The sequence below is a fragment of the Enterobacter sp. UPMP2060 genome (genome assembly GCF_053709655.1).
Map to the genome: position 1 here is coordinate 21,739 of NZ_JBSKJQ010000007.1, position 13,878 is coordinate 35,616.

Here is a 13,878-nt window from a genome sequence, read left to right on the forward strand (position 1 = left end):
TCCCCCGTCAGAAATCGTATTTGCTGATGTTCTCTTTGGTGAACACCACGCGCTCCGGCAGCAGCACGATGCCGTTGCCCTTCGCCTCATACTGGTAGCCCTGCACGCTGTTCGGCTCGACCTTCAGCGCGCCGATATTTTTTACGTCCACGCTGTCGCCGACGTTAAGATCGCCTTTTTTCAGCAGGCGATCGGCGACGTTGACCGCAATTTTGCCCTGTTGTACGACATCCCACAGGCCGAAGGCTTTCACCGTGCCGCGCTCAACGTACGGGCGCATCACGTTCGGCGTGCTGAACCCGACAATCGCCACTCCTTCCCGCTTCAGGTTTTCCGCCGCCTGCGCCGCCGCTGGAAGCGCGTTGGCGTCCGGGGCGATAATCGCATCCAGATCCGGATAGGCTTTTAAGATCCCTTCGGCGGTTTGCAGGGATTTGGTGGCGTCGTTATAGCCAAACTGGGTCGTCACGACCTGCCACTGGGGGTGATCTTTCTCGATTTTGGCCTTCGCCTCTTTCACCCACTGGTTCTGGTCGGTGACGGTCGGGCTTGAGTAGAAGAACGCCACTTTAGCGTTCGGTTTGGTGACCTGTTTGCCCGCCATCTCCACCAGCAGGCCGCCAAGCTGCTCCGGCGTCCCCTGGTTGATGTAGATGCTGCGGCACTCCGGTTTGGTGTCGGAATCCCAGGTCAGGACCTTGACGCCACGCTGCATCGCGCGCTTGAGCGCCGGGCAGAGGCCGTCCGGCGACACGGCGGAGACGATAATGGCCTTATAGCCCTGGTTAACGAAGTTATTGATGAGCTGCACCTGCCCGGAGACGCTCGGCTCGGTTGGGCCATCGTAGGTCACGTCCACGCCGAGGTCTTTCCCCGCCTCTTTCGCGCCGTTGCCGCCGCTGGTGAAGAACCCCACGCCCACCAGCTTCGGGATAAAGGCAATGCGGTCCGCCGCCTGCGCCGAGGCAAAGCTGAGGGCCATTGCCAGGACTATCAGTTTTGTTTTCATCTTACGCTCCGGAAAGTTTTCTAAAGAGAGAACGCACCCACTCGCGGTGCAGACTCAGCGAACGTCCCATCACCACCACAACCAGCAGCGCCCCTGACAGCGCGCTCGACACCTGGTTAGGGATGCCGACCATCTGTAAACCCTGCTGCAGGTAGCCCACCAGCAGTGCCGCCAGCGCAGTACCAACAACCGAACCTGACCCGCCGTAGATATTAGCCCCGCCGAGCACGGCGGCGGTGAGCGCGGGCATCAGCAAATCACGCCCCAGATCCGAACGCGCGGAGCCGAAATAGGAGACCATCACCAGCGCGGCAACCGCCGAGGCCACGCCCACCAGCCCGTACAGTGCGTAGGGCATGCCGTTCACCGACAGCGCCGCATAGCGCGCCGCGCGCGGGTTTTGCCCGATCAAAAACAGATGACGACCAAAGCGCCCTCGGTGGGTAATCAGCCAGAAGAAAAACGTAATCACCGCGAACAGCACCAGCGGGATCGGCAGGCCCAGCACCGTGAGGTTAGCGAACGCCGTGAAGCCGTCCGGGAAGCCGCCGATGCCCTCATAGCCCGTCGCGCCCGCCATGCCGGAGAGCAGCAGCGCACCCCCGCCGTAGAGGTAGAGCGTGCCAAGGGTGATAACCAGCGGGCTAATGCCGGTATAGTGAATAAGCGCGGCATTAAGTAATCCGCACAACAGGCCGAGCAGCAGCGTCAGCGGAATGGCAACCGCCATCGGCCACCCCGCCTGCATCATCACGCCCAGCGCGATGGCGCACAGTCCAATGGTTGAGCCGAGGGAGATGTCGATCCCGCCGCTGATAATCACCAGCGTAAGCGGCAGCGCCACGATGCCGATGCAGATGAAGTCGCTGGTGCTGAACAGCAGCATGTTGACATCGAGCATGCGCGGGTTGCTGGCGCCAAAGAGCAGGATCTCCAGCACCAGTAAAATCAGCAGCGCGCTTTCCCAGTTAAGCCTCATTTACGCCACCTCTTTTTTGCGTTTGGGAAACGGGGTGACGTGCTTTCCCCCTTTGTTACCCGGCTGGAAGCGACCGTACTTCAGCGCCCGCTGATGGCGCGCCAGCGCCTGGCGCAGGCGCCCGTCGAGCACCAAAACGCCTAGCAGCACCAGTCCGGCGATAAAGTCGTTCCACCACGCCGGGAGCCTGAACAGCACCAGCACGGTGTCGATTTGGGTCAGGAAGAAGGCGCCGAGCAGCGCGCCAATCAGCGTGCCCGTGCCGCCCAGCAGCGAAATACCGCCGAGCACGCAGGCGGCGATGGCCTTCATCTCCAGCCCGCTGCCGGTCTGGTTGGGCACAAAGCCAATCTGCGCGGCAAAGACGATCCCGGCGCAGGCCGCCAGCATGCCGTTGAGGGTAAAGGCGATCATGCGGGTGCGGTTCACCGCCACGCCCAGCTGGCGCGCGGCGGCGAGGTTATCCCCCACCGCGTAGAAATCACGCCCGAACGCGGTGCGCGAGAGCGTCCACGCGCCCGTGACCGCGATAATCAACACCAGCATGCCGAGCGGCGAAATGCCGACGGCGGCAGGCTCAGAGAGGGATTTCAGCCCGGGCGGCAGCCCTTCAATCCACTTTCCGCCGGTCCAGAGCAGCATTGCCCCGCGGTACAGCCCCAGCGTGCCGAGGGTGGCGACAATCGCCGGGATGCGCAGCCCCACCACCAGGAACCCGTTGAACGCCCCGGCCAGCGCGCCAATAGACAGCGCGAAGAGAATGGAAACGGGAAGGCTGTAGCCGCTATTAAGCGCCACGCCGACGGCGATGGCGGACAGCCCGACGATGGAACCGACGGACACGTCGATATTGCGGGTCAGCATCACCAGCGCGGCACCGATGGCCAGCAGGATCAGGATCTGCGAGCTGGCGAAAATCATCCCCAGCGTCTGTAAACTCAGGTAGGACGGATTCAGCGCCACCAGCACGGCGAACAGCGCCAGGATGGCGAGGAACGCGCTCAGCTCGCGGTTTTTCAGCAAGGTCTTCATGACTGCCCTCCGAATGCCAGCGCCATCATCCTGTCGAGGCTGACGGCGTGGCGCGGCAGCTCGCCGCTGAGCACGCCCTGATGCATCACCAGCACGCGGTCCGCAAGGCCCGGGAACTCGTCAAGATCGCTTGAGATCATCAGCACCGCCACGTTCTGCGCCGCCACGCTTTTTATCAGCTGATAGATGTCGGCGCGCGCCGAGACGTCCACTCCGCGCGTCGGTTCATCGACGATCAGCAATAAGGGGTTGGCCTCCAGACAGCGCGCCAGCAGCACCTTCTGCTGGTTGCCGCCGGAGAGCGTGCGCACGGTTTGATCCGCATGATTGAGCTTGATCCCCAGCGCCCGGTGATAGCGCTCCACCACCGCCGACTCCCGCTTGCGCTGCTGCCAAATCGACGGCTCGTTCAGCGCCACCGTGTTCCAGCGGATCGGCGCGTCGAGGAACAGGCCGGATACCTGCCTGTCTTCCGGCAGGTAGACCAGCCCTTTTTCCAGGCGTGAACTTACCGGCTCGGCGGTAATGTCCTGATTCTCCAGCCAGACGCGTCCGCCGCGTACCGGCCGCAGGCCGTAGAGCGTTTCCGCAAACTCGGTGCGCCCGGATCCCACCAGCCCGGCCAGGCCGACGATCTCTCCGGCGTAGATCTCAAGGCTGAGATCGATAAAGCCTTCCCCGGTGAGATCCTCCACCCGCAGCACCGGGAAATCCTGCGGCTGGGTGCGGCGGTTGCCCGGCAGCGCCAGCCACAGCTTTTGCGTATCGCTGAGGGATTTCTCCCGGCTTACCGGCGTCATGGCGGCGATCAGGGCGCTGTCGTCAAACTGCGCGGTTTCACCGCTCAGCACCACCGCGCCGTCGCGCATCACCGAGACGTGGCTTGCCAGCTGGCGAATCTCCGGCAGCTTGTGCGAGATAAAGACAATCCCGACGCCGAGCGCCTGCAGGGCGCGGATCTGGCGGAACAGCCGCTCGGTTTCGCCCGGCGTGAGGGAGGCCGTGGGTTCGTCGAGGATCAGGATCCTGGCGTTGCGCATCAGCCCGCGCAGGATCTCCACCATCTGCTGATCCGCCACTTCCAGGGTGCTGGCGGCGGCGTCGAGGTTAAGCTGGCACTGGAGCTGCTGGAGCTGCTCCGCCAGCCGCTTTTCCAGATCGCGTTCGCGCGGCAGGCGAAACAGGATATTTTCCCGCACCGTCAGGTTGGGGAACAGCAGCGGCTCCTGCGGCACCAGATAAATGCCTAACCCGTGCGCCTGAGCGGGCGTGAGCCGCGCATATGACTGCCCCTCGACAGAAAGTTCACCGCCGTCCGGCGTTTCGACCCCGGCGATTATCTTCATCAGCGTCGATTTTCCCGCGCCGTTTCCGCCCATCAGGGCGTGCACCTGGCCCGCAAGCAGCGTGAAATCAATGCCTTTTAAGACCGGCACGCCTGAGAACTGCTTGCTGATATTCCGCGCGTCGAGAAGTGGTGTCATCATCGCTCCGCTATTGAACAAATGATTTTTAGATTTAATAATGTTCAAAAGCGTAGACGGTGAACTATATTTACAACCGTGCAGGGATCACAGTTTTATCGATTGAGATTCAGATAAACCAGAAACGATCTAAAAGATCCGTTTTGTCGCGTGGCTCACACTTTCCCTTCGCGTCATCACGAACATATGATCTAAATTTTTATAAGAGTTCAACTATGAGCGATAAACGCACTGCGGAAGAAGTAAGGTTTGCCGGGCTGGCACTGGCGGAAGAGGAGCTGGTGGCGCGCGTGGCCTGGTGCTACTACCACGACGGGCTGACCCAGAACGACATCGGCGAGCGGCTCGGGCTGCCGCGCCTGAAGATCTCCCGCCTGCTGGAAAAAGGCCGTCAGTCCGGGGTGATCCGCGTGCAGATCAACTCCCGCTACGAGGGCTGTCTGGCGCTGGAGACCGAGCTACAGCAGCGCTTTGGCCTGAAGCTGGTGCGCGTGATGCCCGCGTTAAATACGCCGCCGATGAACGTGCGGCTCGGCATTGGCGCGGCGCAGTCGCTGATGGGCGTACTGGAGCCCGGCCAGCTATTAGCGGTGGGGTTTGGTGAAACCACCATGAGCTGCCTGCAGCACCTGAGCGGCTTTATCAGCTCGCAGCAGATCCGCCTGGTGACGCTTTCCGGCGGCGTCGGGCCGTACATGACCGGTATTGGCCAGCTGGACGCGGCCTGCAGCGTCAGCATGATACCCGCCCCGCTTCGCGTGTCATCCGCAGAGGTGGCCGGGATCTTAAAACGCGAGACCAGCGTGCGGGACGTGATCCTCGCCGCGACCGCCGCCGACGTCGCTGTGGTCGGCATTGGTTCAGTGAACCAGCGCCGTGACGCCACGATACTGCGCTCCGGCTATATCAGCGAAGGTGAACAGCTGATGTACGCCCGCAAAGGCGCGGTCGGCGACATTCTCGGTTATTTCCTCAATGCCGAAGGGGAATGCGTCGAGGAGCTGGAGATCCACAAAGAACTGCTGGGCGTCACGCTCGATGAACTGGCGCAGCTGCCCACCATCGTTGGCGTGGCCGGAGGAGAAGAGAAAGCCGATGCGATTTATGCCGCACTGAAGGGTCGCCGTATCAATGGCCTGGTGACGGAGGAGACGACAGCCCGCGCGGTGCTGGCTCTGGCCGACTAAGAGCCGCCCTGCGCTAACAACGAGGCAAGCTCATGAGTTACCTTTTAGCGTTAGATGCAGGGACAGGCAGCGTTCGCGCCGTGATTTTCGATTTACAGGGCAACCAGATTGCCGTCGGCCAGGCCGAGTGGAAGCACCTGAGCGTGGAGAACGTGCCGGGATCGATGGAGTTCGATCTGGAGACCAACTGGCAGCTGGCCTGCCGGTGCATTCATCAGGCGCTGGAACGTGCGTGCCTGAGCGCGGCGGATATTCAGTCCGTCGCCTGCTGCTCGATGCGCGAAGGGATCGTGCTGTACGACCGCAACGGCGAGGCCATCTGGGCCTGCGCCAACGTCGACGCCCGCGCCAGCCGCGAGGTGGCCGAACTCAAAGAGATCCACGACGACCGTTTTGAATCCGAAGTGTATGAGGTTTCCGGCCAGACGCTGGCGCTGAGCGCCATGCCGCGCCTGCTGTGGCTGGCGCACCATCGTCCTGACATCTACCGTAAAGCCGCCACCATCACCATGATCAGCGACTGGCTGGCGGCGAAGCTCTCCGGCGAGCTGGCGGTCGACCCGTCTAACGCGGGCACCACCGGCATGCTGGATCTCTTCTCCCGCGACTGGCGTCCGGCGCTGCTCGACATGGCCGGGCTGCGCGCAGATATCCTCTCCCCGGTGAAAGAGACCGGTACCGTGCTGGGCGCGATTACCAAAGAGGCCGCGCAGCAGAGCGGCCTGCGCGAAGGCACGCCGGTGGTGATGGGCGGCGGCGACGTGCAGCTGGGCTGTCTGGGGCTGGGCGTGGTCCGCGCCGGACAAACGGCGGTGCTGGGCGGTACCTTCTGGCAGCAGGTGGTGAACCTGCCGCAGGTGCGTACCGACCCCGAGATGAACATCCGCGTGAACCCGCACGTTATCCCCGGCATGGCGCAGGCGGAGTCGATCAGCTTCTTTACCGGGCTGACCATGCGCTGGTTCCGCGACGCCTTCTGCGCCGAGGAAAAGCTGATTGCCGAGCGGATGGGGATGGACACCTATTCCCTGCTGGAAGAGATGGCCAGCCGCGTACCGGCGGGCTCCCACGGGGTGATGCCGATTTTCTCCGACGCGATGCATTTCAAGCAGTGGTACCACGCCGCGCCGTCGTTCATTAACCTTTCCATCGACCCGGAAAAGTGTAACAAAGCGACGCTGTTCCGCGCCCTGGAGGAGAACGCGGCGATCGTCTCGGCCTGCAACCTGGCGCAGATTTCGCGCTTCTCCGGCGTGACGTTTGAAAGCCTGGTGTTTGCGGGCGGCGGGGCCAAAGGCGCCCTGTGGAGCCAAATTTTAAGCGACGTCACCGGGCTGCCGGTGCGCGTGCCGGAAGTGAAAGAGGCGACGGCGCTCGGCTGCGCGATTGCCGCAGGCGCGGGCGCGGGGCTGTTTGCGGATATGGCCTCGACGGGCGAGCGGCTGGTGAAGTGGAGCCGCGAGTTCACGCCGAACCCGCAGCACCGCGAGCTGTACGACGGCATGATGCAGAAATGGCAGGCGGTGTACGCGGACCAGCTCGGGCTGGTGGACAGCGGGCTGACGACGTCGATGTGGCAGGCCCCGGGGTTAGTAAAAACCCACACCCCTCACCCTGCCCCTCTCCCCTGAGGGGAGAGGGAAAAAATCAGATCGAGCCAATTCTTTGAGACCGCACCAGCCAGTCCCCTCTCCCCTTTGGGGAGAGGGTTAGGGTGAGGGGCGAAGTTCTTTGAGATCTATCACAATCATTCGATCCCGCTTTTACCTTTCCGCTCCCGCTGGCTAAATTAGTAACTCATCCGACCACATAACAATAATTTTACACTGGAAGAGACTATGAGCCGCTACCCGTCGTTATTCGCCCCCCTCGATCTGGGGTTCACCACACTCAAAAACCGCGTGTTGATGGGCTCGATGCACACCGGGCTGGAGGAGCATCCGGACGGGGCCGAGCGTCTGGCAGCCTTCTATGCCGAGCGCGCCCGCCACGGGGTGGCGCTGATTGTCACCGGCGGCGTGGCCCCGGCGCCTTCCGGCGTGGGCATGGAGGGCGGCGCGGTTCTGAACGATGCGTCACAGCTGCCGCACCACCGCATTGTGACCGACGCGGTACACCGCGAGGGCGGTAAAATCGCCCTGCAAATCCTGCACACCGGACGCTACAGCTATCAGCCGAACCTGGTCGCGCCGTCGGCCATTCAGGCGCCAATCAACCGCTTTAAACCTCACGCCCTCAGCCACGATGAGATCCTGGCGCTGATCGACGACTTTGCCCGCTGCGCGGCGCTGGCGCGCGAGGCGGGCTATGACGGCGTGGAGGTGATGGGCTCAGAAGGCTATCTGATCAACGAGTTTCTCGCCGCCCGCACCAACCAGCGCGACGACGAATGGGGCGGCGACTATGCCCGCCGGATGCGCTTTGCCGTGGAGGTAGTGCGCGCGGTGCGCGAACGAGCGGGCGCAGACTTTATTATCGTTTTCCGCCTGTCGATGCTCGACCTGGTGGAAGGCGGCGGCACGTTCGACGAAACCGTGCAGCTGGCGCAGGCGATTGAAGCCGCAGGCGCTACCATTATCAACACCGGGATTGGCTGGCACGAGGCGCGCATCCCGACCATCGCCACGCCAGTGCCGCGCGCGGCGTTCAGCTGGGTAACACGGAAGCTGAAAGGCAAAGTCTCTGTTCCACTGGTCACCACCAACCGCATTAACGATCCGCAGGTGGCGGACGATGTGATTTCGCGCGGCGACGCCGACATGGTGTCGATGGCGCGCCCGTTCCTGGCGGATGCCGAACTGCTCTCCAAAGCGCAAAGCGGCCGTGCGGACGAGATCAACACCTGCATCGGCTGTAACCAGGCCTGTCTGGATCAGATCTTCGTCGGCAAGGTCACCTCTTGCCTGGTTAACCCGCGCGCCTGCCATGAAACCAAAATGCCGGTCGTTCCGGCGGTCAGTAAAAAGCGCCTGGCCGTGGTGGGCGCTGGCCCGGCGGGCCTGGCGTTTGCGGTGAATGCCGCCTCGCGCGGGCACAGCGTGACGCTGTTTGATGCGCTGGCGGAAATTGGCGGGCAGTTTAATATCGCCAAACAGATCCCCGGCAAAGAGGAGTTCTATGAAACCCTGCGCTACTACCGCCGGATGATCGACCTGACGGGCGTCGAGCTGCGGCTTAATCAGTTTGTCAGCGCGGCGGATCTGATCGGTTTCGACGAGGTGATCCTGGCGAGCGGGATCGTACCGCGCACGCCTGCGATCGAGGGCATCGATCATCCTAAAGTGTTGAGCTATCTGGATGTATTGCGTGACAAAACGCCGGTCGGCGAGAAGGTGGCGATTATCGGCTGCGGCGGGATCGGCTTTGATACCGCCATGTACTTAAGCCAGCCGGGCGAGGCTACCAGCCAGAACATTGCCGAGTTTTGCGTGGAATGGGGTATCGACACCAGCCTGAACCAGTCCGGCGGGCTACGCCCGGAAGGGCCGCAGCTGCCGAAAAGCCCGCGCCAGATCGTGATGCTGCAGCGCAAGGCCAGCAAGCCGGGCGAAGGGCTGGGCAAAACCACGGGCTGGATCCACCGCGCCACCCTGCTCTCGCGCGGGGTGAAGATGATCCCGGCGGTGAGCTACCAGAAGATCGACGACGAGGGTCTGCACGTCACGATCGGCGGCGAGCCGCAGCTGTTACGTGTGGATCATGTGATTTTATGCGCCGGGCAGGAGCCGAAGCGCGATCTGGCGGATCCGCTGCGCGAAGCCGGTAAAACGGTGCATTTGATCGGCGGGTGCGACGTGGCGATGGAGCTGGATGCGCGGCGGGCAATTGCGCAGGGGACGAAGCTGGCTCTGGCGATCTAGGGTATTGCCGGGCGGCCAGGGTAAAAGCAAAACGGCAACCCAGTTGCCGTTTTTAGCGTTTGCTCCCTCTCCCTGTGGGAGAGGGCCGGGGTGAGGGCATCAGGCCGCACATCCCCAATCTTACCGACGACGTCCCAGCTTCACCGCCTTCAGCACCACGAACTTATTGTTCGTCGCAACGGTGACGCAGTTGCCGAAAATCTTCTTCAGCTTGTGGAAGTAGTCCAGGTGGCGGTTCGCCACGATGTACAGCTCGCCGTTGATTTTCAGGCAGCGGCGCGCGTGGTGGAACATCTCCCACGCGACGTTATCCGTCAGAGCGTGCTTCTGGTGGAACGGCGGGTTGCAGAACACGGCGTTGAAGCGGAACGGCTCTACGCCGGACAGCGCGTTGTTGATCATAAACTCGCAGCGGTCCAGCGCTTCCGGCATGTTGGTTTCCACGTTCAGACGGCTGGAGGCCACCGCCATTGGCGACTCGTCGCTGAACACCACGCTGGCGTCCGGGTTCTTCGCCAGCAGCGTCAGGCCAATCACGCCGTTACCGCAGCCCAGATCGACGATTTCCCCTTCCAGATTTTCCGGCAGATGTTCCATAAAGAAACGCGCCCCGATATCCAGCCCGGTGCGGGAGAAGACGTTCGCATGGTTGTGGATGGTCCAGTCGGTGCCTTCCAGCTTCCAGCTCAGCGTCTCCGGCGCGTCGGCCAGCTCCGGCGCGCTGAAGGTGCAGTTGATCAGGCGCGCTTTTTTCCAGGCCAGCGTCGTGGTGGTCGGGCCGAGGACTTTCTCGAACAGCTCGAGCGTCGAGGTGTGAATATCGCGCGCTTTAGCGCCCGCAATGATGCGCGTTTCCGGCGTCACGACCTTACGCAGCGCGCGCAGCTGTTGCTCCAGCAGCGCCAAGGTTTTTGGCACTTTGATCAGCACCACGCCCGGCGCCTGCGGGTAGTCCGCGGTGCTGTCGAGGAACTTCACGCTGGACTCTTCGATGTCGTTATGGCGCAGGTTTTCACGCGTCGCCAGCTCGCTCAGGTAGGAATCGCCGATGCTGTATGGCGTGTGCTCCGCCAGGGCGCAGCCCAGCGCGCCAAAGGCGTCATTCAGGATCAAAACCGGGCCGCGGATTTCAGTCTCATCCAACTGCTGCAGCAGATATTCATCCGCCGCTTCCCACGCCATGAGCGGGTTAACGTCGTCCGTTTCCGGGAAACGTTTAAGGTTGAGTGAACGGAAACCGTTGTCTAAGTGGCTCATCGGCCCTCCTGAATGGTAAAATTTGGCGTATCCCTGAAAAGGGTGCGTGAGTATACCCGTTTTCGCATTAATTTGGGCTTTTGATGAACCAACTTACTTATCTCCAGGGCTATCCGGAGCATTTACTGACTCAGGTTCGCAGCCTGATTGCCGAGCAGAAGCTCGGCGCGGTGCTGGAAAAACGCTATCCCGGCACGCACGATTTCGCGACCGATAAGGCCCTCTGGCAGTATACGCAGGATCTGAAAAGCCGGTATCTGAAGAGCGCGCCGCCGATCAACAAGGTGATGTACGACAACAAGATCCACGTGCTGAAAAACGCGCTCGGCCTGCACACCGCCATCTCCCGCGTACAGGGCGGCAAGCTGAAAGCGAAGGCCGAAATCCGCGTCGCGACGGTTTTCCGTAACGCGCCGGAAGCCTTTCTGCGGATGATCGTGGTCCACGAGCTGGCGCACCTGAAGGAGAAAGAGCACGACAAAGCGTTCTATTCCCTGTGCTGCCACATGGAGCCCCAGTACCACCAGCTGGAGTTTGATACCCGCCTGTGGCTTACGCATTTATCGTTAAATGGTAATGCGGAATAGCGCACGCGATTTGTCATGATGACGTGCTACAGTGGCTAAAGGTTCCCCGCTACGGAGTACGTAAACGTTTATGATACGTTTCGCAGTCATTGGTACGAACTGGATCACGCGCCAGTTCGTCGACGCCGCCCACGAAACCGGCAAACTTAAGCTTACCGCAGTCTATTCCCGCAGCCTTGAGCAGGCGCAGAGTTTTGCCAACGATTACCTCGTTGAGCATCTCTTCACTTCGCTTGATGACATGGCGCAAAGCGACGCCATTGACGCGGTGTATATCGCCAGCCCGAACTCCCTGCACTTCCCGCAAACGAAGCTGTTCCTCAGCCATAAAAAGCATGTGATTTGCGAGAAGCCGCTGGCGTCAAATATTGAGGAAGTGGAGGTGGCCATTGCGCTTGCCCGCGAAAACCAGGTGGTGCTGTTCGAAGCGTTCAAAACCGCCAGCCTGCCGAATTTCCTGCTGCTGCAGCAGTCCCTGCCGAAAATTGGCAAAGTGCGTAAAGCCTTTATCAACTACTGCCAGTACTCGTCGCGCTACCAGCGCTACCTGGACGGCGAGAACCCCAACACCTTTAACCCGGCGTTCTCGAACGGCTCGATTATGGATATCGGTTTCTACTGCCTGGCCTCTGCCGTGGCCCTGTGGGGCGAACCGCACGGCGTCAGCGCCACCGCCAGCCTGCTGGAGAGCGGCGTGGATGCGCACGGTGTAGCGGTGCTGGATTACGGTGATTTCAGCGTCACGCTGCAGCACTCCAAGGTGAGCGATTCCGTGCTGCCGAGCGAAATTCAGGGCGAAGCGGGCTCGCTGGTTATTGAGAAGATCTCCGAGTGCCAGAAAGTGAGCTTTGTGCCGCGCGGCGGCAAAGCGCAGGAGCTGACGCAGCCTCAGCATATTAACACTATGCTCTATGAGGCAGAGGTCTTCGCCCGTCTGGTGGAAGACAACGAAGTGAATCACCCCGGCCTCGCGGTGAGCCGCACCACGGCGAAGCTGCAAACGGAGATCCGTCGCCAGACCGGCGTGGTATTCCCGGCAGACGGCGTGAGCGCGGAAGCGATCGCGTAAAGCTGTGTAATGAAACGGCGCAAACCATTGACGAAACCGATGGTCTGACATATTTTGTTACCTGCAAAGGGGAGTAACTTCTTCGCCGGTGGATCGTCATTACGATGCGTTAAATACGCATCCGGTCGCCGGGCAACCTTCGTGGTTGTAAGTGAGACCTTGCCGGAAGGCGAGGTCTATGCATAAAAAGCTAACGGCTATCGTCTTCTGACCATGGCCGTTTTTGTTTTTTTATGTGTAAGGAAAATAGTATGCATTCTGTCGGCACTCCAATGTTGTGGGGCGGATTCGCGGTTGTCGTGCTCATCATGCTGGCGATCGACCTCTTTTTGCAGGGGCGTCGCGGCGCACACGGCATGAGCATCAAACAGGCTGCGGCCTGGTCTCTGGTGTGGGTCACCCTCTCCCTGCTGTTCTGTGCCGCCTTCTGGTGGTACCTGGCCTCGACCGAAGGCCGCGCGGTGGCCGACCCTCAGGCGCTCGCCTTCCTCACCGGTTATCTGATTGAAAAAGCCCTGGCGGTTGATAACGTCTTCGTCTGGCTGATGCTGTTCAGCTACTTTGCCGTGCCTGCTGCCCTGCAGCGACGTGTGCTGGTGTACGGCGTGCTGGGCGCGATTATCCTGCGTACCATCATGATCTTCGCCGGCAGCTGGCTGATTACCCAGTTCGAATGGCTGCTGTACGTCTTCGGCGCGTTCCTGCTGTTCACCGGGGTCAAAATGGCGCTGGCGAAAGAAGACGGCTCCGCGATTGGCGATCGCCCGCTGGTGAAGTGGATCCGTGGGCATCTGCGCATGACCGACAAGATCGAGAGCGAGCACTTCTTCGTGCGCAAGAACGGCCTGCTGTTCGCCACCCCGCTGCTGCTGGTGCTGATTCTGGTTGAGCTGAGCGACGTGATTTTCGCTGTGGACAGCATTCCGGCGATCTTCGCGGTGACCACCGACCCGTTCATCGTCCTGACCTCAAACCTGTTCGCCATTCTCGGCCTGCGTGCGATGTACTTCCTGCTGGCAGGCGCGGCGGAGCGCTTCTCGATGCTGAAGTACGGTCTGTCGGTGATCCTGGTGTTTATCGGCATCAAGATGCTGATCGTCGATTTCTACCATATCCCGATCGCCATTTCGCTCGGCGTGGTGTTTGGCATTCTGATCGTGACGCTGATTATCAATACCTGGGTTAACCGCCAGCACGATAAGAAGCAGCAGGTGGAGTAATCCCCCTCACCCCGGCCCTCTCCCACAGGGAGAGGGTGAACACACTTTTGTAACGCAGCAGTTAAAAAATATGATGCAACACGTAAAATCCAGCATTTTACGCTTCCTTCCTTTCGCGCATTCCCTATACTCGACCAGGCAAACATTTACTTACATCCGGACATAAATGTGACTAAGAGCACATCCGGGATGGA

Annotated in this window: 11 protein-coding genes; 6 read left to right on the plus strand and 5 right to left on the minus strand. The window is 61.2% G+C overall.

Translation table 11 applies throughout. The features are described from left to right. Positions 1-7 precede the first annotated feature (7 nt). The 4 genes from lsrB to lsrA are packed head-to-tail and all read right to left on the minus strand — an operon-like array spanning position 8 to position 4,504. The gene (gene lsrB, locus ACWKXN_RS14985; protein ID WP_454543980.1) at positions 8-1,009 is read right to left on the minus strand and encodes an autoinducer 2 ABC transporter substrate-binding protein LsrB; all 1,002 of its coding nucleotides are present in this window, start codon (positions 1,007-1,009) and stop codon (positions 8-10) included. Position 1,010: 1 nt separating this feature from the next. Then, positions 1,011-1,988 carry an autoinducer 2 ABC transporter permease LsrD gene (gene lsrD / locus ACWKXN_RS14990; protein ID WP_454543981.1) on the minus strand — a complete coding sequence of 326 codons (978 nt, stop codon included), beginning with the start codon at positions 1,986-1,988 and terminating at the stop codon, positions 1,011-1,013. Beyond that, the gene (lsrC, locus tag ACWKXN_RS14995) at positions 1,989-3,020 is read right to left on the minus strand and encodes an autoinducer 2 ABC transporter permease LsrC (RefSeq protein WP_039260481.1); all 1,032 of its coding nucleotides are present in this window, start codon (positions 3,018-3,020) and stop codon (positions 1,989-1,991) included. Beyond that, positions 3,017-4,504 (minus strand): autoinducer 2 ABC transporter ATP-binding protein LsrA, encoded by a 1,488-nt coding sequence (gene lsrA, locus ACWKXN_RS15000; protein ID WP_048974663.1) that lies wholly within the window; start codon positions 4,502-4,504, stop codon positions 3,017-3,019. Before lsrA ends, lsrC begins: the two co-directional genes overlap by 4 nt. 215 nt (positions 4,505-4,719) lie before the next feature. On the opposite strand from lsrA, the gene lsrR reads away from it, so the two are divergent. The 3 genes from lsrR (at position 4,720) to ACWKXN_RS15015 (ending at position 9,551) form a co-directional block, all read left to right on the plus strand. Continuing rightward, complete coding sequence (gene lsrR, locus ACWKXN_RS15005; protein ID WP_048974664.1) at positions 4,720-5,691, plus strand: transcriptional regulator LsrR; 972 nt, start codon at positions 4,720-4,722, stop codon at positions 5,689-5,691. A 32-nt stretch (positions 5,692-5,723) separates the two neighbouring features. Then, the gene (lsrK, locus tag ACWKXN_RS15010; protein ID WP_039260475.1) at positions 5,724-7,322 is read left to right on the plus strand and encodes an autoinducer-2 kinase; all 1,599 of its coding nucleotides are present in this window, start codon (positions 5,724-5,726) and stop codon (positions 7,320-7,322) included. A 207-nt stretch (positions 7,323-7,529) separates the two neighbouring features. Beyond that, positions 7,530-9,551, plus strand: a complete 2,022-nt coding sequence (locus ACWKXN_RS15015; protein WP_064673351.1) for an NADPH-dependent 2,4-dienoyl-CoA reductase — start codon at positions 7,530-7,532, stop codon at positions 9,549-9,551. 120 nt (positions 9,552-9,671) lie between these two features. Here the strand turns inward: ACWKXN_RS15015 and rlmG are convergent, their stop codons facing one another. Then, entirely contained in the window at positions 9,672-10,808 is a 1,137-nt protein-coding gene (gene rlmG, locus ACWKXN_RS15020) for a 23S rRNA (guanine(1835)-N(2))-methyltransferase RlmG (protein WP_454543982.1), read from the minus strand. Positions 10,809-10,891: 83 nt separating this feature from the next. On the opposite strand from rlmG, the gene ACWKXN_RS15025 reads away from it, so the two are divergent. The 3 genes from ACWKXN_RS15025 (at position 10,892) to ACWKXN_RS15035 (ending at position 13,684) form a co-directional block, all read left to right on the plus strand. Beyond that, on the plus strand, positions 10,892-11,395 hold the full coding sequence (locus tag ACWKXN_RS15025; protein WP_023333531.1) for a YgjP-like metallopeptidase domain-containing protein: 504 nt from the start codon (positions 10,892-10,894) through the stop codon (positions 11,393-11,395). 70 nt (positions 11,396-11,465) lie between these two features. Then, entirely contained in the window at positions 11,466-12,464 is a 999-nt protein-coding gene (locus ACWKXN_RS15030) for a Gfo/Idh/MocA family protein (protein WP_048981216.1), read from the plus strand. Between the two features lie 251 nt (positions 12,465-12,715). Next, positions 12,716-13,684 carry a TerC family protein gene (locus ACWKXN_RS15035; protein ID WP_029739669.1) on the plus strand — a complete coding sequence of 323 codons (969 nt, stop codon included), beginning with the start codon at positions 12,716-12,718 and terminating at the stop codon, positions 13,682-13,684. Positions 13,685-13,878 lie beyond the last annotated feature (194 nt).

What these genes read in the sequence shown, in the direction of transcription:
- lsrB (WP_454543980.1), bottom strand. Translation starts at nt 1,009, where the DNA reads ATGAAAACAAAACTGATAGTCCTGGCAATGGCCCTCAGCTTTGCCTCG.
- lsrD (WP_454543981.1), bottom strand. Translation starts at nt 1,988, where the DNA reads ATGAGGCTTAACTGGGAAAGCGCGCTGCTGATTTTACTGGTGCTGGAG.
- lsrC (WP_039260481.1), bottom strand. Translation starts at nt 3,020, where the DNA reads ATGAAGACCTTGCTGAAAAACCGCGAGCTGAGCGCGTTCCTCGCCATC.
- lsrA (WP_048974663.1), bottom strand. Translation starts at nt 4,504, where the DNA reads ATGACACCACTTCTCGACGCGCGGAATATCAGCAAGCAGTTCTCAGGC.
- lsrR (WP_048974664.1), top strand. Translation starts at nt 4,720, where the DNA reads ATGAGCGATAAACGCACTGCGGAAGAAGTAAGGTTTGCCGGGCTGGCA.
- lsrK (WP_039260475.1), top strand. Translation starts at nt 5,724, where the DNA reads ATGAGTTACCTTTTAGCGTTAGATGCAGGGACAGGCAGCGTTCGCGCC.
- ACWKXN_RS15015 (WP_064673351.1), top strand. Translation starts at nt 7,530, where the DNA reads ATGAGCCGCTACCCGTCGTTATTCGCCCCCCTCGATCTGGGGTTCACC.
- rlmG (WP_454543982.1), bottom strand. Translation starts at nt 10,808, where the DNA reads ATGAGCCACTTAGACAACGGTTTCCGTTCACTCAACCTTAAACGTTTC.
- ACWKXN_RS15025 (WP_023333531.1), top strand. Translation starts at nt 10,892, where the DNA reads ATGAACCAACTTACTTATCTCCAGGGCTATCCGGAGCATTTACTGACT.
- ACWKXN_RS15030 (WP_048981216.1), top strand. Translation starts at nt 11,466, where the DNA reads ATGATACGTTTCGCAGTCATTGGTACGAACTGGATCACGCGCCAGTTC.
- ACWKXN_RS15035 (WP_029739669.1), top strand. Translation starts at nt 12,716, where the DNA reads ATGCATTCTGTCGGCACTCCAATGTTGTGGGGCGGATTCGCGGTTGTC.